Source organism: Pseudomonas sp. MPB26, from assembly GCF_046605355.1.
Taxonomy (GTDB): Bacteria; Pseudomonadota; Gammaproteobacteria; order Pseudomonadales; family Pseudomonadaceae; genus Aquipseudomonas; species Aquipseudomonas cedrina.
The window spans coordinates 5,072,156-5,089,253 of record NZ_CP176793.1 but is presented as its reverse complement, the minus strand read 5'-3'; the positions used below and the strand labels follow the sequence as shown (position 1 = coordinate 5,089,253).

13 protein-coding genes are annotated in these 17,098 nt (G+C 62.6%); 3 read left to right on the top strand and 10 right to left on the bottom strand.

The features are described from left to right. Positions 1-137: 137 nt before the first annotated feature. Positions 138-905 (bottom strand): SDR family NAD(P)-dependent oxidoreductase, encoded by a 768-nt coding sequence (locus tag ACLH0H_RS23400; RefSeq protein ID WP_076954331.1) that lies wholly within the window; start codon positions 903-905, stop codon positions 138-140. Between the two features lie 136 nt (positions 906-1,041). Between ACLH0H_RS23400 and ACLH0H_RS23395 the strand changes: the two genes are divergently transcribed. Next, positions 1,042-2,190, top strand: coding sequence for an aldose epimerase family protein (locus ACLH0H_RS23395; protein WP_411379824.1), 1,149 nt, complete (start codon positions 1,042-1,044; stop codon positions 2,188-2,190). Positions 2,191-2,323: 133 nt separating this feature from the next. On the opposite strand, the gene araH is transcribed toward ACLH0H_RS23395, so the two are convergent. The 7 genes from araH to ACLH0H_RS23360 are packed head-to-tail and all read right to left on the bottom strand — an operon-like array spanning position 2,324 to position 10,664. Beyond that, on the bottom strand, positions 2,324-3,292 hold the full coding sequence (gene araH, locus ACLH0H_RS23390) for an L-arabinose ABC transporter permease AraH (RefSeq protein WP_411379823.1): 969 nt from the start codon (positions 3,290-3,292) through the stop codon (positions 2,324-2,326). Between the two features lie 9 nt (positions 3,293-3,301). Beyond that, complete coding sequence (gene araG / locus ACLH0H_RS23385; protein WP_411379822.1) at positions 3,302-4,804, bottom strand: L-arabinose ABC transporter ATP-binding protein AraG; 1,503 nt, start codon at positions 4,802-4,804, stop codon at positions 3,302-3,304. Continuing rightward, the gene (locus ACLH0H_RS23380) at positions 4,801-5,805 is read right to left on the bottom strand and encodes a substrate-binding domain-containing protein (protein ID WP_307401187.1); all 1,005 of its coding nucleotides are present in this window, start codon (positions 5,803-5,805) and stop codon (positions 4,801-4,803) included. Before ACLH0H_RS23380 ends, araG begins: the two co-directional genes overlap by 4 nt. 39 nt (positions 5,806-5,844) lie before the next feature. Next, complete coding sequence (locus ACLH0H_RS23375; RefSeq protein ID WP_411379821.1) at positions 5,845-6,708, bottom strand: SMP-30/gluconolactonase/LRE family protein; 864 nt, start codon at positions 6,706-6,708, stop codon at positions 5,845-5,847. A 36-nt stretch (positions 6,709-6,744) separates the two neighbouring features. Further along, positions 6,745-8,325, bottom strand: coding sequence for an aldehyde dehydrogenase (NADP(+)) (locus ACLH0H_RS23370; protein WP_411379820.1), 1,581 nt, complete (start codon positions 8,323-8,325; stop codon positions 6,745-6,747). Between the two features lie 11 nt (positions 8,326-8,336). Then, positions 8,337-9,326, bottom strand: coding sequence for an AraD1 family protein (araD1, locus tag ACLH0H_RS23365; RefSeq protein ID WP_411379819.1), 990 nt, complete (start codon positions 9,324-9,326; stop codon positions 8,337-8,339). 15 nt (positions 9,327-9,341) lie between these two features. Beyond that, entirely contained in the window at positions 9,342-10,664 is a 1,323-nt protein-coding gene (locus tag ACLH0H_RS23360) for an MFS transporter (RefSeq protein WP_411379818.1), read from the bottom strand. 191 nt (positions 10,665-10,855) lie between these two features. Between ACLH0H_RS23360 and ACLH0H_RS23355 the strand changes: the two genes are divergently transcribed. Together ACLH0H_RS23355 and ACLH0H_RS23350 are read left to right on the top strand one after the other, a co-directional pair. Continuing rightward, the gene (locus ACLH0H_RS23355) at positions 10,856-12,592 is read left to right on the top strand and encodes an IlvD/Edd family dehydratase (RefSeq protein ID WP_411379817.1); all 1,737 of its coding nucleotides are present in this window, start codon (positions 10,856-10,858) and stop codon (positions 12,590-12,592) included. A gap of 48 nt (positions 12,593-12,640) precedes the next feature. After that, the gene (locus ACLH0H_RS23350) at positions 12,641-13,363 is read left to right on the top strand and encodes a FadR/GntR family transcriptional regulator (RefSeq protein WP_076954340.1); all 723 of its coding nucleotides are present in this window, start codon (positions 12,641-12,643) and stop codon (positions 13,361-13,363) included. A 31-nt stretch (positions 13,364-13,394) separates the two neighbouring features. Here the strand turns inward: ACLH0H_RS23350 and ACLH0H_RS23345 are convergent, their stop codons facing one another. Then, complete coding sequence (locus ACLH0H_RS23345) at positions 13,395-14,810, bottom strand: hypothetical protein (protein WP_411379816.1); 1,416 nt, start codon at positions 14,808-14,810, stop codon at positions 13,395-13,397. A gap of 149 nt (positions 14,811-14,959) precedes the next feature. Beyond that, positions 14,960-17,092, bottom strand: coding sequence for a TonB-dependent siderophore receptor (locus tag ACLH0H_RS23340; RefSeq protein ID WP_411379815.1), 2,133 nt, complete (start codon positions 17,090-17,092; stop codon positions 14,960-14,962). Positions 17,093-17,098 lie beyond the last annotated feature (6 nt).

Genomic DNA, 17,098 nt, shown 5'->3' with positions numbered 1-17,098 from the left:
CCGCAGTTCAAATGTGGGAGCGGGCTTGCTCGCGAATGCGGTGGTTCAGTTGGAAAATCTTTGATTGACACACCGCTTTCGCGGGCAAGCCCGCTCCCACATTTAGGGCTTTCATTGCCTGGACGATTGCGCCGGGCTCAGACCCAGCCACCATCCACAATGAAGTTCTGCGCCGAGCACATCGCCGACGCATCGGAGGCGAGAAACAGCGCCATATTGGCGATGTGTTCCGGCAGTACGCTGCCCGGCAAACATTGGCTGCGGCTGATCAGTTCCTTGGCGGCATCGTCGACCCACATCGCCAGTTGTTTTTCGGTCATCACCCAACCTGGCACCAGCGTGTTGACGCGGATACGGCTCGGCCCCAACTCACGGGCCAGGGCGCGGGTCATGCCGTGGGCGGCGGCCTTGCTGGCGGCGTACACCGGGTAGCCGGCGGAGGCCATCATCCAGCCCACCGACCCCAGGTTGATGATCGCCCCGCCACCTGCGTTTTTCATCATCGGCACCACGGCCTTGGCAGCGAAGAAGGCGTGCTTGAGGTTGACCGAGATCAGCCTGTCGAACATTTCCGAGTCGACTTCTTCGAGCGTGTGGCGCACGTCATTGGCCGCGTTGTTCACCAGTACGGTGATCGGCCCCAATGAGTGTTCGAAGCGGCCGATGGCGGCCTTGTAGCCGATCTCATCAGTGATGTCGCAGTTCACGAACTCCACGGTGTGCCCGCGCGAACTCAACAGCGCCGCCAGGCGTTCGCCCTGGCTTTGCGCACGGTCCACAAACCCCACCTTGGCGCCCTGGGCGGCGAAGGCCCGGACCATGAATTCGCCGATACCCGAAGCACCGCCGGAGATCAGCACGGTCTTGCCTTCGAGGTCGGGATAAACCGCGTGTTGAGTCGTCATGAAAGGTTGCCTCGCTCAATTAGTCTTATTTTATTTTGCAAATACGGCGTTTAAGGCTATAAATTCGCTGTCCAACCGACAAAATATCGCTATTAGTAGAACTATTCCACTCAAAACAACAAAAGGACGTTCGACCATGAAGCACCCTCGTTATCTGTTGTCCGGTCTCGCCATGTCCATGTTGATCGCCAGCGGCGGCGCCCAGGCCGCAGGACTCACCAGCGAACACAAGCCCTTCGGTAAAACCAACGACGGCACCGCCGTCGAGCAGTACATCCTGCGCAACAGCCACGGCATGCAAGCCACGGTGATCACCTACGGCGGCGTGCTGCAGTCGCTGAAAGTGCCGGACAAAAACGGCAAGGTCGACGACGTGGTGCTGGGCTTCGACGACGTGCAAGGCTACCAGGCCGGCACGGCGTTTTTTGGAGCGACCATCGGCCGCTTCGGCAATCGCCTGGCCGGCGGTGCCTTTGAGCTGGACGGCAAACGCTACCAGGTGCCGCTCAACGATGGCCCCAACTCACTGCATGGCGGCGCGCAAGGCTTCGACAAGCAGGTGTGGAAGGCCGCCGAGGTCAAGGGCAAGGACTCGGTGGGCGTTACCCTCACCTACCTGTCCAAGGACGGTGAAATGGGCTTTCCCGGTAACCTGAAAACCGAAGTCACCTACAGCCTCAACGATAAAAACGAACTGCACATCGCCTACAAGGCCACCACCGACAAGCCCACGGTGCTCAACCTCACCAACCACAGCTACTTCAACCTGGCCGGCGCGGGCAATGGCGACATTCTCAAGCAAGTGGCTACCTTGCACGCCAGCCATTACACGCCGGTGAACGCCACCCTGATTCCGACCGGCGAAGTGGCGCCGGTGAAAGGCACGCCGATGGACTTCCTGAAACCAACACCGATCGGCCAGCACATCAAGGCCGATCATCCGCAGCTCAAGTTTGCCGAGCCTAAACAAGGCGGGTTCGACTTCAACTGGGCACTGGACACCCAGGGTGACGTGAAGAAACTGGCGGCCGAGGTACATGATCCTGAGTCGGGGCGCAGATTGCAGCTCTACACCACGGAGCCGGGCGTGCAGTTCTATACCAGTAACTTCCTTGATGGTTCGGTAAAGGGCAAAGGCGGCAAGACTTACCTGCACTGGAGTGGTTTCACGCTGGAGACCCAGCACTATCCAGATGCACCTAACCAGCCCAAGTTTGCCTCGACCCGTTTGAACCCTGGGCAGACTTACACCCAGAACACCGTTTTCAAATTCTCTGCCGACTAAACCTGTGGGAGCTGGCTTGCCTGCGATGGCGGTGTATCAGTTAAAGCAGTAGTGACTGACTCACCGCTATCGCAGGCAAGCCAGCTCCCACACAAAAGCTCATCCCACATTTGGATCTTCACATGACAAGGGTTCAGCGTTGTTTCATACGGTCGATGACCACCGCCAGCAGCAGGATCGAGCCGCGGATCACGTACTGGTAGAAGGTGTCGATGTTCTTCAGGTTCATCGCATTCTCGATAATCGCCAGGATCAACACGCCGGCGATCACATGCCGGATCATGCCGATCCCGCCGCTCAACGACACTCCGCCCAACACACAGGCCGAGATCACCGTCAGCTCGAAGCCCTGGCCGATCATCGGCTGGCCGGAGGTCATGCGCGAGGCCAGGATCACCCCGGCCAATGCGCCGATCACACCGTGCACGGCAAAGATCAGGATCTTGGTGCGGTCCACATTGACGCCCGCCAGCAACGCCGCTTCCGGGTTGCCACCGATGGCCATGGTGTTGCGCCCGTACGTGGTGTAATTGAGCAGCCAGCCGAAAAACATAAAGCAGACGATGGTGATCAGGATCGGCACCGGCACGCCCAGCCATTGGCCGTTGCCGAACACGAAGAATTGGTCCTGGGACACGCCCACCGCCTTGCCGTCGGCGAAGATATACGCCAGCCCGCGCACGATCTGCATGGTCGCCAGCGTGGTGATCAGCGCGTTGACCCGCAGTTTGGCGATCACGATGCCGTTGATCAGCCCGACGATCAAACCCATCCCCAGCGCGGCGCCGATACCGAGCATGACGCTGTCGGTGTCGCGCATCACGATCGCCGCCACCACCCCGGCGCAGGCGATCACCGAGCCCACCGACAGGTCGAAGTGCCCCGATGCCAGGCAAAACAGCATGGTGCAGGCGGCGATGCCTACGGTGGAAATCGCCAGACCCAGCCCGCGCATGTTCAGCGGCGAGAGGAAGTTATCGATCAGCAAGGCACAGAGTACAAAGATGCCCACGGCAGCCAGCAGCATCGCCCAGTTGTCGAGCAGTGCGCGCATATCCAGGGGTTTGCGTGCCGAGGGCAACGCGTTGTCTTGGGTTGTCATAGTCGTCTCTCAGTTCGCCACGCTGCGTGGCAAGGCCAGTTGCAGCAAGTTGGATTCAGTCGCCTGTTCGCGGGTTTGCTCACCCCGCAGTGCGCCTTCGCAGAGCACCAGGATGCGGTCGGAAATGCCCATCACTTCCATCAGGTCGCTGGACACCACGATCACCGCAATGCCCTGGGCCGCGAGGTTATGGATGATCTGGTAGATCTCGGCCTTGGCGCCGATATCGATGCCACGGGTCGGCTCGTCCAGCAGCAGCACTTTCATCGGCATCGACAGCCAGCGGCCGAGAATGGCCTTTTGCTGATTGCCGCCCGAGAGGTACATGATCTTCTGCCCCGCGTTGGGCGTCTTGACCTTCATCGCCTTGATCTGCTGGTCGGCGTTGCGCTTCTCCCAGCCGTCGCGCAGCAACCAACCGAACGCGGAATGCGCGCCGCGTGCGCTGATGTTGATGTTCTCGGCCACGCTGGACAGCGGAATGATGCCCTCTTTCTTGCGGTCTTCCGGGCACAGCAGCACGCCGGCCGCGATGGCGTCCCGAGGTGACTGCAAGCGCAGTGGCGCGCCACACAGTTCCAACTGCCCGGCGCTGGAGCGCTCCAGGCCGCTGAGCAGGCGGAACAGCTCGGTACGCCCTGCCCCGACCAGGCCGAACAGGCCGAGAATCTCGCCCTTGCGTACATTGAAACTGATCGGCTCGCGCAAGCCGGGACCCAGCAGGCCATCGACCTTGAGCGCGACGTCGCCGTGCGTGCGCGGACGATAGTCGTAGATATCCTGGATATCGCGACCGACCATGCACGTCACCAACTGGTCATGGGTCAGCGCGCTCATGTCCTCGAACGTGCGCACATAGCGCCCGTCCTTGAACACCGTGACGGCGTTGCAGATGCGGAACACTTCCTCCATGCGGTGCGATACATACAGCACCACTTTGCCCTCGTCGCGCAGGCGCGTGATGATCGCCATCAAGCGGTCGATCTCGCGCGCCGAGAGGCTGCTGGTGGGTTCGTCGAAGGCGATCACATGGGCGCCACGGGACAGCGCCTTGGCAATTTCCACCAATTGGCGCTGGCCGAGGGACAGCCGACCGAGCTTTTCCTCGGGATCGATTTCATCCGCCAGGCCCTTGAGGCAGGCCAGCGCCTGCTTGCGCAACTGGCTGCGGTTGACCACGCCGAAGCGCGACGGCAAGTGCCCGAGGAACAGGTTCTCGGCCACGGTCATTTCCGGTACCAGGTGCAGCTCCTGATGGATCACCGCGACGCCGCTGGCGATGCTGTCAGCGGCGTTTTTGAAGGCCATGGTCTGTTCGCCGATCTGCAGCGTGCCGCTGTTAGGGATGTACGCGCCGCCGAGGATTTTCAGCAGCGTCGACTTGCCCGCGCCGTTCTCGCCCATCAAGGCGTGCACCTGGCCCGGGTGGGCGATGAAGCTGATGCCATCCAGCGCCTTGACCCCGGGAAAGGTTTTGCCGATGCCGTCGAATCGCAAGGCGGCAGCGGTCATTTCCACAGCCCGATTTTGGTCAGTTCTTCCTGGAAATTGGCGCGAGTGATCAGCGTCACTTCGTCCATGGCCGTGTACTTCGGCGGCTCAGTGCCTTTGGTGACCCATTCGTACATCATCAGCGCGGTGTTGTAGCCTTCGATGTGCGGGCTAGGCAGCATTGAGCCGAAGAAGCCGCTGTCTTTCTTCTTGAGTTCGCCGATGGCGTCGGTGCCATTGATGCCGATGCCGATCACGTTGGCGGCCTTGAAGCCGGCACTTTCGGTGGCGCGTACGCCGCCGAGCACGGTGTTGTCGTTCATGCCGCCGATGATCAGGTTTTTCGCGCCGCTGGGCAGCTTGACCAGGGCCGAGTTGGTGGCGTCCATGCTGCCGGGCACGTCGAGGGTTTTAAGTGGGGCGGTGAGGATATGGTCGGCCGGAATGCCTGCCTCTTTCAGCGACTGGATCGAACCGTCGGTGCGTTTCTTGCCGGTGTCGAGTTCGTTGAAAGTGGTGACCACTGCATAGGTCTCCTTCCAGTCCCAACCGCGTTTCTTCGCTTCGGCGGCCATCGCGGCGCCCTGCTTCTGGCCCACTTCAAACGCGGCCATGCCCAGGTACGGCACGTCTTCCATAAAGGCGCCTTTGGCGTCGACAAAACGGTCGTCAACGGCGATCACCTTTAGGCCATTGGCCTTGGCCTTGGCGACGATGGCCGGGCCGAGGGATACGTCCGGCGGGCAGATCACAAAGCCCTTGGCGCCGTTGGCGGCCAGGCTGTCGATGGCCGAAAGGGTTTTTTCGCCATCCGGCACGGCGATCTTGATCACGGTGAAGCCGTGTTCCTTGCCGGCTTTTTCGGCGAAGGCCCATTCGGTCTGGAACCACGGTTCTTCGGCCTGCTTGACCAGAAAGCCGATCTTCACTTCTTCAGCGGCCAGCAACAGCCCGCTCAAGCTCATGGCCGAGACCGCCACAGCGGCGCAGCACAGGGAACGCAAACCACGACGACGATTCATACGGGTGACTCCTTGTTGTTGTTTTTCAAAGTCTTGGGTTTAACCGGCAAAGCGGTGACAGGGCTTGCCTGGCACGTCGACCTCGATGGCCAGCACCGCACCATCCAAGGGGTGATCCAAAGGGCTGGCGGCGCTGGTGATATACAGGGTGGTGAGGTTGGGGCCGCCGAACACGCAGCTGGTGGGACGGCTGACCGGCAGTTCGATGATGCGGTCCACCTGACCGTCGGGCGCAAGGCGCAGCAGGCAGCTGCCGTCCCAGCGCGCGTTCCAGATGTAACCCTCCACGTCCATGGCCGAGCCGTCCGGCCCACCGCGTTCGTGCGGGCCGAACCAGACGTGCGCCGGATGCAGTTGGCCGTCCGGCGCAATCCCGTGCCGGTACAGCGTGCCGTCCAGGCTGTCGCCGAAATGCACCTGCGTGCCGTCATCGCTCCACAGCAGGGTGTTGGGAATGCCCAGGCCACTGAGCAGCGGCGTGACCCGCGCATCGGCATCGATGCGAAACAGGCCGCCGGAGCGTCGGGTGATGGGCAGGTCTTCACCCTGCTCGCCGATGTTGTTCTGCATGGTGCCCAGCCACAGCCGGCCCTGGGCATCGCAACGGGCTTCATTGCCGCGGTTGCCCGGTTGCGGGTCGGCCACGCACAGCAGCGCCAGGGCTTCGGTGGCCAGGTCGAGGCGATACACGCCGCTGCTCAAGGTCACCAGCGCATCGCCGCTTTCACAGGGAATGAACGCCGAAACATGCTCGGGCAACTGCCACACCTGCAAGTGCCCGTCCATCAGGCGCAAAGCCTGTTTGCCGGCGATATTGACCCAGTACAGCGCCTGGGTGGGCGCGTCCCAGAACGGGCCCTCCCCCAGTTGCGCGCGATGCGTGGTGACAGCGTGAAACGACATGGTGCCTCCTGGAGTGTTGTTGTTCTCAGGCGTGCTTTACAGCGATTCGCGCGATGGCGTGCCGTCCACCAGCCGCTGGATACGCAACGGATTGGCGTTTTTCAACGCATCGGGCAGCAGGCTGTCGGGGTAGTTCTGGAAGCACACAGGACGCAGGAACCGGTCGATGGCCAAGGTGCCGACCGAGGTGCCACGGGCGTCCGATGTCGCCGGGTACGGCCCGCCGTGTACCATCGAATCGCAGACCTCCACACCGGTTGGGTAGCCGTTGAGCAGGATGCGCCCGACTTTCTGTTCCAGCAGCGGCGTGAGTTCGGCGAACTGTTGAAGGTCGTCCGGCTCGCCGATGATCGTGGCAGTCAATTGCCCGTGCAGACCGTGCAAGGCCGCACTGAGCTGGGCCTGGTCGGCGACTTCGACAAACACCGTGGTGGGGCCGAAGACTTCTTCCTGCAGCACTTCATCGCCGTCGATCAACAGGCGCACATCGGCCTTGAACAGTTGCGGCTGCGCCTGGTTGCCCGCCTGGGCGTTGCCCGCCAGGTGCTGGATACCGGCGTGCGCCAGGAGCTTTTCCAGGCCCTTGCCGTAGCTGCCCAGGGTGCCGGCATTGAGCATGGTTTGCGCCGGTTGCTCGCCGATCAATTGCGCCACTTGTTGGGTAAAGGCCGTGAATTCGGGCGACGCGATGCCGATCACCAGCCCAGGGTTGGTGCAGAACTGGCCGCAACCCTGCACCACCGAAGCGGTCAGGTCGCGGGCCACGCTTTCAGCGCGCGCCTTGAGGGCCTGGGGTAATACGATCACCGGGTTGATGCTCGACATTTCGGCGAACACCGGGATCGGCTGCGGGCGCGCCGCCGCCATGTCGCACAGGGCACGACCGCCCTTGAGCGAACCGGTGAAACCCACGGCCTGGATCGCCGGGTGCTTGACCAGCGCTTCGCCGACGCCACCGCCGAAGATCATGTTGAACACGCCGGCCGGCATTTCGGTGGCTTCGGCCGCGCGAATAATTGCACTGGCAACCTGTTCAGCCGTGGCCATATGCCCGCTATGGGCCTTGAACACTACCGGGCAACCGGCCGCCAATGCCGCTGCGGTATCACCGCCCGCCGTAGAGAACGCCAGGGGGAAGTTGCTCGCGCCGAACACTGCCACCGGGCCGAGGCCGATGCGGTACTGACGCAGGTCCGGGCGTGGCAGTGGCTGGCGATCCGGCAGGGCCTTGTCGATACGCGCGCCGTAGAAATCACCGCGACGCAGCACGGTCGCGAACAAGCGCATCTGGCCGCTGGTGCGCCCACGCTCGCCCTTGATACGCGCGGCCGGCAGTGCGGTTTCGCGGCACACCAACTCAATGAAGTTATCGCTCAGGGCATCCAGTTCGTCAGCGATCGCATCCAGGAACTGCGCGCGGCGCGCGGCACTCAAGGCGCGGTACGCCGGGTAAGCCTGCGCGGCGGCCTTGGCGGCGGCGTCGACTTCGTCCGGGGTGGCCTGGTAGAAATCCTGGGGCAAGGCTTCGCCAGTGGTCGCGTCGACGCTTTGCAGCTTGACGCTGCCGTTGGCGCTGCGCTGGCCGCCGATGTAATTGTGGCCGAGATACTGGGTCATGGGGCTCTCCTTTAAAGGGTGATGACGTTGCCGGGTTCGAATGCCGCATCGCTGCTGCCGACACGGTTGACCAGCGGCGCGCCGAACTCAGCCTGGCTGATCTCGAACACATCGCCGGCCTGGGTACGTATACCGTCGGCAAATGACAGCGTGGCGGTGCCGAAGAAGTGAATATGCACATCGCCGGGCTTGAGGAACTGGCGGTATTTGAAGTGATGGTATTCGAGGTTTTCCAGGCTGTGGCACATATTGGCCTCGCCGCTGAGGAATTCGTTCCGCCAGATTTCCTCGCCGTTACGCAGGATACGACTGGTGCCCGCCAGGTGCTGGGGCAATTGGCCCACGCGCACTTCCGGGCCATAGCTGCAACTGCGCAGTTTGGAATGGGCCAGGTACAGGTAGTTCTTGCGCTCCATGATATGGTCGGAGAACTCGTTGCCTACCGCAAAGCCCACGCGGTAAGGCTTGCTATCCGGGCCGATCACGTAAAGGCCACCGATTTCCGGCTCTTCGCCGGCATCTTCGGCAAACGGCGGCACCGGGAAGGCGGCGCCTGGGCGCACGACGGTGCTGCCGTCGCCCTTGTAGAACCACTCCGGTTGCACGCCCGCCTGGCCGGCCGCCGGTTTACCGCCCTCCACGCCCCATTTGAAGATGCGCATGGTGTCGGTCAAGGCGGTCTCGTCGCCGGCCTGGTGCATCTTGTCGCGCGCCGAGGCGCTGCCCAGGTGGGTCAGGCCGGTGCCGCTGATCAGCATGTGCGCTGGGTCCGGGTGATCCAGCGGCGGCAGGATCTTCAGGTCGGCCAGCAGGCTGGCGTAGTCGTGGCTGTCGCCCAGGCCGAGGCTGTTCACCTGGTGTTCCAGGCCCACCCCCGCTTCGATGGCGGCCAACGCCAACTCGCGCACGCTGCGCGCCGTGCGCACCTCACGCAGTTGGCTGCCCTCGACAACGCCGACGCGGCGCTCGCCGTTGCTTGACTCGAACTGAACTAGACGCATGGATTTTCTCCCAGATTAAGGTCGTGTGGCGCCACGGGCGCTGGCGGCGAATTGGTCGACGGGCAGCACATGCTTGCGCTCCAGCAGGCGGTAGACCACGCCGGTCAGGACCAGCCCGAACAGCATCACCGCCGACAGGAAATACAAGCCCGAGGCCAGGTTGCCGGTGTACTCCTTGAGCGCACCGATCACGAACGGGCCGATATAGCCGCCGAGGTTGCCCACCGAATTGATCAGGGCAATGCCCGCCGCCGCACTGGCGCCGGCGAAGAACCGCCCCGGCAAGGTCCAGAACACCGCCGTGCAGGAAAACAGCGCGAATGCCGCCAGGCACAGCGCAGCCATCTGCAGTACCGGCGCACTCAGCCAGGCGCTTGAGAACAGGCCGATGGCGCCCAGCACATAGAGCACGGCGAGGTGGCCGTAGCGATCATTCAAACGGTCGGAACTGCGCGGAATAATCAGCAGGCCGATGATGCCGAAGATATACGGCACGGCGGAGATGAAGCCGGTGGTGAGGTCGCTGCCGCCGAACTGCTTGATCAGGGTCGGCAGCCACAGGCCCAGGCCATAGATGCTCAGGGTCACCGGCAGGTAGAACAGCGCCAGCAGCAACACGCGCTTGTCTTTCAACGCATGCAGCGGGTTGCCGTGGCGGGTCTGGCCGTAGGCCTGCAGGTCTTTGGCCAGTTCGCCGGTGAGCCAGGCTTTTTCCTCGTCGCTCATCCATTTGACCTGCTTGGGGCCATCCGGCAGGTAGCGCAGCACCGGCCAGGTCAGCAGGATCGCCGGAGTGCCGATCACGATAAACAGCCACTGCCAGCCGTGCAGGCCGAGGATGCCGTCCATGCCCAGCAAGCCACCGGACACGGGGCCGGTGATCATCATGGCGATGGGTTGCGAGAGAATGAACAGCCCGAGGATCTTGCCGCGATGGCGCACCGGGAACCATTGGGTGATGTAGTACAGGACGCCCGGAAAAAAGCCCGCTTCGGCCGCGCCGAGCAGAAAGCGCATCACGTAGAAGCTGTGCGGCCCTTGCACAAAGGCCATGCCGATGGTGATGGCGCCCCAGGTGAGCATGATCCGCGCAAACCAGCGCCGCGCGCCGAAGCGGTCGAGCATCAAGTTGCTGGGGATCTCGAACAGGAAGTAGCCAATGAAGAACAGCCCCGCGCCCAGGCCATAGGCGGCGTCGCCAATGCCGACGTCGGCGCCCATGTGCAACTTGGCGAAGCCCACGGCGGAACGGTCCACGTAGGCGATCAGGTACAGCAGGATCAGGAAGGGAATCAGTTTCAGCGTGATGCGCCGAATAAGCCGCAGCTCCTGGCTCATGGGTCGATCTCCGATTGTTGTTCTTATAGAAGCTCGGGGGACGCCTCTCGCGAAAATCCGCCAGGGTCATACCTCAGTTGAGGCTGACTATATAGTAGGACTATTTGCAAAACAACTCTTCCAAAGCATCGATTTTGCGCTTATGTTTAGGCACGCATAGAACATATAGTCATACAATAAGAGAATCGATCATGTCTGATAAAAAGCCCGGCCTACGCTCCGCCCAGTGGTTCGGTACCGCCGACAAGAACGGCTTCATGTACCGCAGCTGGATGAAGAACCAGGGCATTGCCGACCATCAGTTCCATGGCAAGCCGATCATCGGCATCTGCAACACCTGGTCGGAGCTGACCCCGTGCAACGCGCATTTCCGCCAGATCGCCGAGCACGTCAAACGCGGCGTGATCGAGGCCGGCGGCTTCCCGGTGGAGTTCCCGGTGTTTTCCAACGGCGAATCGAACCTGCGCCCTACCGCCATGCTCACCCGCAACCTGGCGAGCATGGACGTGGAAGAAGCGATTCGCGGCAACCCGATTGACGGCGTGGTGCTGCTGACCGGCTGCGACAAGACCACCCCGGCGCTGCTGATGGGCGCCGCCAGTTGCGACGTGCCCGCCATCGTGGTTACCGGCGGGCCGATGCTCAACGGCAAGCACAAGGGCCAGGACATCGGCTCGGGCACCGTGGTGTGGCAGCTCAGCGAACAGGTGAAAGCCGGCACCATTACCTTGGATGATTTCCTCGCGGCCGAGGGCGGCATGTCGCGTTCGGCGGGCACCTGCAACACCATGGGCACGGCCTCCACCATGGCCTGCATGGCCGAAGCACTGGGCACCTCCCTGCCCCACAACGCGGCGATCCCGGCGGTGGATGCACGGCGCTATGTGCTGGCGCATATGTCGGGCATGCGCGCGGTAGAGATGGTGCGCGAAGATTTGAAGCTCTCCAAGATCCTCACCAAAGAGGCGTTCGAAAACGCGATTCGCGTGAACGCGGCCATCGGCGGCTCGACCAACGCCGTGATCCACCTCAAGGCCATCGCCGGGCGCATCGGCGTGGAGCTGGACCTGGATGACTGGACCCGCATCGGCCGTGGCATGCCGACCATTGTCGACCTGCAGCCGTCGGGGCGTTTCCTGATGGAAGAGTTCTACTACGCCGGTGGCCTGCCCGCCGTGCTGCGCCGCCTCGGTGAAGCCAACCTGATCCCGCACCCGAATGCCTTGACCGTGAATGGCAAGTCCCTGGGCGAGAACACCAAGGACTCGCCGATCTACGGCCAGGATGAAGTGATCCGCACCCTCGACAACCCGATCCGCGCCGACGGCGGCATCTGCGTGCTGCGTGGCAACCTGGCGCCGCTGGGCGCGGTGCTCAAGCCCTCCGCCGCCAGCGCGGAGCTGATGCAGCACCGCGGCCGCGCGGTGGTGTTCGAGAACTTCGACATGTACAAGGCACGCATCAACGACCCGGAGCTGGACGTGGACGCCAACTCGATCCTGGTCATGAAAAACTGCGGGCCCAAGGGTTACCCAGGCATGGCCGAAGTCGGCAACATGGGCCTGCCGGCCAAGCTGCTGGCCCAGGGCGTGACGGATATGGTGCGTATTTCCGATGCGCGCATGAGCGGCACGGCGTACGGCACGGTGGTGTTGCATGTGGCGCCGGAAGCCGCAGCCGGCGGGCCGTTGGCCGCGGTGAAGGAAGGCGATTGGATCGAACTGGACTGCGCCAATGGCCGCCTGCACCTGGACATCCCTGACGCCGAGCTGGCAGAGCGGATGGCGAACCTGGCGCCCTCCGAAAAGCTCATCGTCGGTGGCTATCGCCAGCTGTACATCGACCATGTACTGCAGGCCGACCAGGGTTGCGACTTCGATTTCCTGGTGGGTTGCCGCGGGGCGGAAGTCCCACGGCATTCCCACTAATTGGGATGCTATGATGCCGCGAATCTAAGCCAGAGCCTCCCCGTCGTTATGGATCACCAGCCGCCCAAGCCGCGCAAGAGCCAGCATGCCCAGATCGTTCAGGACTTGGGCATGCACATCGTTTCCGGCCGCTTCAAGCCCGAAGAACGGCTGCCCATGGAGGCCACGCTCTGCGAGGAGTACAAGGTCAGCCGCTCGGTGTTGCGCGAGGCGACACGGGTGCTCAGCGCCAAGGGCCTGGTGTATTCCAAGCCTCGGGTCGGCGCGGTGGTGCGGCCCCGCTTGAAATGGCACCTGCTCGACCCGGACGTACTGTCCTGGTTGATGCAGTCCACGCCCCACAGCGAGTTTTTCAACACGCTGGCCGGTGTGCGGCGCATTCTGGAACCGGAAATCGCGGCCATGGCGGCGACCACGGCCACCGACGAAGACATCGCCATCATCGAGAAGGCTTACGGCGGCATGGAAACCGCGAAGACCCACGAAGACCTGTTGCAGGCCGACCTGGACTTCCACCGCGCCATTGCCGACGCCACCCGCAACGACCTGCTCGCCTATATGTGCAACATGCTGTCGTTGCCGTTGCGCGAGTCGATCAACATCACCAACCGCCGCCCGGATATCCAGGGCCTGAGCCTGCCCCGGCACAAGGCGATCCTGACCGCGATCAAAAACCGCGACGCACTGGGCGCGCGGCATGCGTCGCTGGTGCAGTTGGATGACACGCGGGTGGCGTTGGATACGGTGATGAACGTGCTCACTCCGCTCTGAAGCCGTTCACCACTGCGGCTCAAGGTCCGCTTTAACGCAAGCCGTAGGTATGAATGCCGACGCCATCACGCTGACTTGGCTTGGCCCAGATTACCCGGTCGCTGGCAGCGTCGAAACCGAGCACGCCGTGGTCGTCCAGGGCCAGGCGTCTCCAGCCCTGGCCCCAGTCGTTGGAATAAAACACTGCCCCGGCCGAGATGTTCGCATCGCCCCACCAGTACAGCCAACGCGGTGGGTGGTGTTCGCTGTAGGTGCTGATCATCAGGCTATCGCGCCCCACCCACAACCGCTGCGCCTGGGTGCTGGCGGCCAGTGGCGAAAACACATTGGGCACATCGCCCAGGGGCTGCCAGGCCAGGGTAGTGGTGTTCATTTCAGCGACCATGGCCTGCCCACGCGAGCCCTGGTCGATCAGGCCGAGCACACGCCCCTCGCCGTTACTGCCCAGGTCGGTGATGTACAAGCCGTCTTCACGTTCGATCCTGCCCACCTGCCAGGTCCCGGCCGTGCGCGTGAGTTCCACCCGGGTGGTGACGCTGGCCGCCACGTTGCCGTCCTTGTCATCCGGGGAGCTGCCCCAGAAGCGCTGGGACACCCAGATATAGGCGCGTCGGGCATCCAATTGCAGCACGTGGGTCACTTGGTCGCTTGAATCGTGCCATTGCTTGATATCCGGGCGTTTGCCGCTTGCGTACTCAGACCCTACCACCAAAGAGTGTGGGGTCATGATCGGCGTACTGTGCAGGCCGCCGGCACTGGAGTAGTACACTCCGGTCGATAGACTGTTGGACGCATCCTCGATTTCTTCGGGGAGGCCCCAGGCCCAGACCTCGTCCTTGCTGTAAAAGTACGGATCAAGGAGCACCAGCGCCCCCCCTATCCCGGGAAAGAAATCATCGGTCAACAAGTTCCAGGTCTTGCCCTGGTCATCACTGCTGAACACCACCTGGCCATCGGCGCCCTTGGGACGCTGCAGGTCGGTGAGCAGAAACACCCGTGCGCCATCGGCACTGGCCACCAAGGACGCGCCGCCACTGAGCCGGGCCACTGGCTTGAACTCGCCGTCAGCCCCCAGGCGCGACACAAAGGTGGTCTGGGGTTTGCTGCCTGAGAAGAAGCTGGAATACGTGCTTTCCTCTTCCGGCGCCTTCGGGGTCTTGCCGTAGAGCTGCTCGGTCAGGTTGACCTCTTCGGCACTCGGTTCGAACCTGTGACATTCATCATTGACCCGCCCTACCAACCACGTCCCTTGGGCCGTCACCACAACGCCGGTACCCGAGTCGGCGAAGCCATACGGACTCAGGCCCTGCAAGGTGCCCAACTGCTGCTGATCCGGGCTGGCACCGCCGATTTCCAGCTTGGGGCTGGCGATGATCCAGATGTACCACAGCGCGGCGCCGATCAGCAGGGCGACGACCAGGCGGGTGATGAAGACTGAGCGAGGCATGGGATGTCCATCTCCGGGGAAATGGGCATGCTTTTCTCATCTCTCGGGGAAGGCGTAAACGCTTTTTTGAGCGCAGGCGGGGTTTTCTGCCGGGGTTGTGACGTGGCGTGCAATCACCGGTTGGAGGATTGCACGCCGACGGGCAGCCATTACAAGGTGTACGAGATGCCTACCTGCACGGTACGCGGCTCACCAGGGTAGGCATAGAAGTTCTGGAACGAACCCTCTTCGTACTCGCGGTTGAATAGGTTTTTCACATCCAGGTTGAGCCGTACGTTCTCGTTGACCTTGTAGTAACCCAGCAGGTCGACCACCGTGTAAGCATCCATGGTGAATGTAGTATTGGTGGTCTGCCCGGCACGATCCGCCACGTATTTTGTACCTGCGCCAAGGCCCAGTCCCTTGAGCGTGCCGTCCTGGAACTCATACACGTTAAGCAGGCTGAAGCTGTTACGCGGGATGTTGGCCAGGCGCGTCCCTGTACGAACCGCCGTATCCTTGGTGACCGCCGCATCCACGTATGCATAGCCGCCGATCACCCGCCATTCAGGCGTCAGGTTACCGGCCACATTCAGGTCGAAACCGCGGCTGCGCACCTGACCGGTCGCAACGTTGAAAGCGGAGTCAAGCGGGTCGACACCCTGGACGTTTTTCTTTTCGATCTGGTAGATCGCCGCGTCGACGCTCAGCTGTTTATCCAGCGCTTCCCATTTCACGCCCATCTCATAGGACTTGCCTTTCTCCGGTTCGAACCCGCCACCCTGGCGGCTGGCACCGGTGTTCGGTTTGAAGGAGCGGGCGGCATCGGCATAAATCGCGACGGTATCGGTGAGGTCGTACATCACGCCGACGCGCGGGGTGACGGCATTATCGGCCGCGTTCCAGTTCGGGGCGCCTGCGTAGGATTCATACTTATGCTCGAAACGCTCAAAGCGTGCACCTGCGAGAACTTTCAAACGCTCGGTCAGCGCCACCTGGTCCTGGACGAAGGCCGCGTAGGTCTTGAGGTTTTCCTTGTCATGGGTGGGCGTGCGGGTCAGCGCCGGACGCGGCTGGCCGTAGACCGGGTTGAAGATATCGATCGGAAAGGTGCCCGTCGCAGCGCTGGAGCGCTGGATGATCGATTTATAATCGTAGTCTTCGTACTCGACGCCGGTCAGCAGGGTGTGATCAAAACCGCCAGTAGAGAAGTGCCCGGTCAAGTTGAGCTGATAGTCCTTGTCGGTCCATTCCAGCTTGCGGTAGTTGAAGTTGCGCTGCAGGGTGCGGCCGTCGGCGCCCAGGCTGGTCGCGCCGTTGGCCTCCACGCCATTGCCCTTCATCGCGCCGTCGAGCCACTGGAAACCACCGCCCAGGGTCCAGTTGTCGTTGAGCATATGCTCGAAGCGCAACTGCGCGGTGTTGTTATCGTTGTGCAGGTCGCCGGCGTATTTTTCACCCCAGAAGGTGTCGCGCGACGGCGTCCCGCGTTGGTTGGCAAAGCGGGTCAGGCCGCGATCCAGCGGGTGGTTGTTGCGGATGAAGTCGCCTTCGAAGATCAACTTCGTGGCGTCATTGACCTGCCAGCTCAACACCGGGGCCACGCCGTAACGTTCGGTGGAAACATGGTCGCGGAAGGTATCGCCGCCCTCGCCCACCACGTTCAGGCGATAGGCCAGGCGCCCTTCGTCGTCCAACGGGCCGGAGGCATCCAGGGTGCCGCGCTTCATGCCCTGATCATCCAACTGGCTGCCCAACGTGACGGTGCGCTCGGCCAGGGGCTGCTTGGAGACCACGTTGAAGGTACCGCCGGGATCGCCACGGCCGTAGAGCATGGTCGCCGGGCCGCGCAGTACTTCAAGGCGTTCAATGGTGTTGGCGTCGGGCATGGCCGGGTAGCCGCGGTTGACGGGAAACCCATTGCGATAAAACTCAGCGGTGGTAAAGCCACGCACGGTGAAACTGGTAAGGCCTTGGCCACCGAAGTTGTTCGCCCGACCCACGCCGCCGGCGTAATCGAGGGCCTCCTGCAGTCGGGTCGCGCCGATGTCCTCGACCACGTCTTTGGAAACCACGGTGATGGACTGTGGCGTTTCATGAATCGAGGTGTCGGTGCGCGTCGCACTGGCCGAACGTGTGGCGTGGTAACCCTTGACAGGCCCTTGCGCCGTTTCGAAATCCGCCGTGCCGGTCACGCTGGTCGCTTGCAACTCCAGGCTGGCTTTTTCGGAGGGGGCGACGTCTGCCCAACTGAAGGGAGAAAACGCCTGCAGCACACAGATGGAAATCAGGGTACGACGCATGGGAGT

What these genes read in the sequence shown, in the direction of transcription:
- ACLH0H_RS23400 (WP_076954331.1), bottom strand. Translation starts at nt 905, where the DNA reads ATGACGACTCAACACGCGGTTTATCCCGACCTCGAAGGCAAGACCGTG.
- ACLH0H_RS23395 (WP_411379824.1), top strand. Translation starts at nt 1,042, where the DNA reads ATGAAGCACCCTCGTTATCTGTTGTCCGGTCTCGCCATGTCCATGTTG.
- araH (WP_411379823.1), bottom strand. Translation starts at nt 3,292, where the DNA reads ATGACAACCCAAGACAACGCGTTGCCCTCGGCACGCAAACCCCTGGAT.
- araG (WP_411379822.1), bottom strand. Translation starts at nt 4,804, where the DNA reads ATGACCGCTGCCGCCTTGCGATTCGACGGCATCGGCAAAACCTTTCCC.
- ACLH0H_RS23380 (WP_307401187.1), bottom strand. Translation starts at nt 5,805, where the DNA reads ATGAATCGTCGTCGTGGTTTGCGTTCCCTGTGCTGCGCCGCTGTGGCG.
- ACLH0H_RS23375 (WP_411379821.1), bottom strand. Translation starts at nt 6,708, where the DNA reads ATGTCGTTTCACGCTGTCACCACGCATCGCGCGCAACTGGGGGAGGGC.
- ACLH0H_RS23370 (WP_411379820.1), bottom strand. Translation starts at nt 8,325, where the DNA reads ATGACCCAGTATCTCGGCCACAATTACATCGGCGGCCAGCGCAGCGCC.
- araD1 (WP_411379819.1), bottom strand. Translation starts at nt 9,326, where the DNA reads ATGCGTCTAGTTCAGTTCGAGTCAAGCAACGGCGAGCGCCGCGTCGGC.
- ACLH0H_RS23360 (WP_411379818.1), bottom strand. Translation starts at nt 10,664, where the DNA reads ATGAGCCAGGAGCTGCGGCTTATTCGGCGCATCACGCTGAAACTGATT.
- ACLH0H_RS23355 (WP_411379817.1), top strand. Translation starts at nt 10,856, where the DNA reads ATGTCTGATAAAAAGCCCGGCCTACGCTCCGCCCAGTGGTTCGGTACC.
- ACLH0H_RS23350 (WP_076954340.1), top strand. Translation starts at nt 12,641, where the DNA reads ATGGATCACCAGCCGCCCAAGCCGCGCAAGAGCCAGCATGCCCAGATC.
- ACLH0H_RS23345 (WP_411379816.1), bottom strand. Translation starts at nt 14,810, where the DNA reads ATGCCTCGCTCAGTCTTCATCACCCGCCTGGTCGTCGCCCTGCTGATC.
- ACLH0H_RS23340 (WP_411379815.1), bottom strand. Translation starts at nt 17,092, where the DNA reads ATGCGTCGTACCCTGATTTCCATCTGTGTGCTGCAGGCGTTTTCTCCC.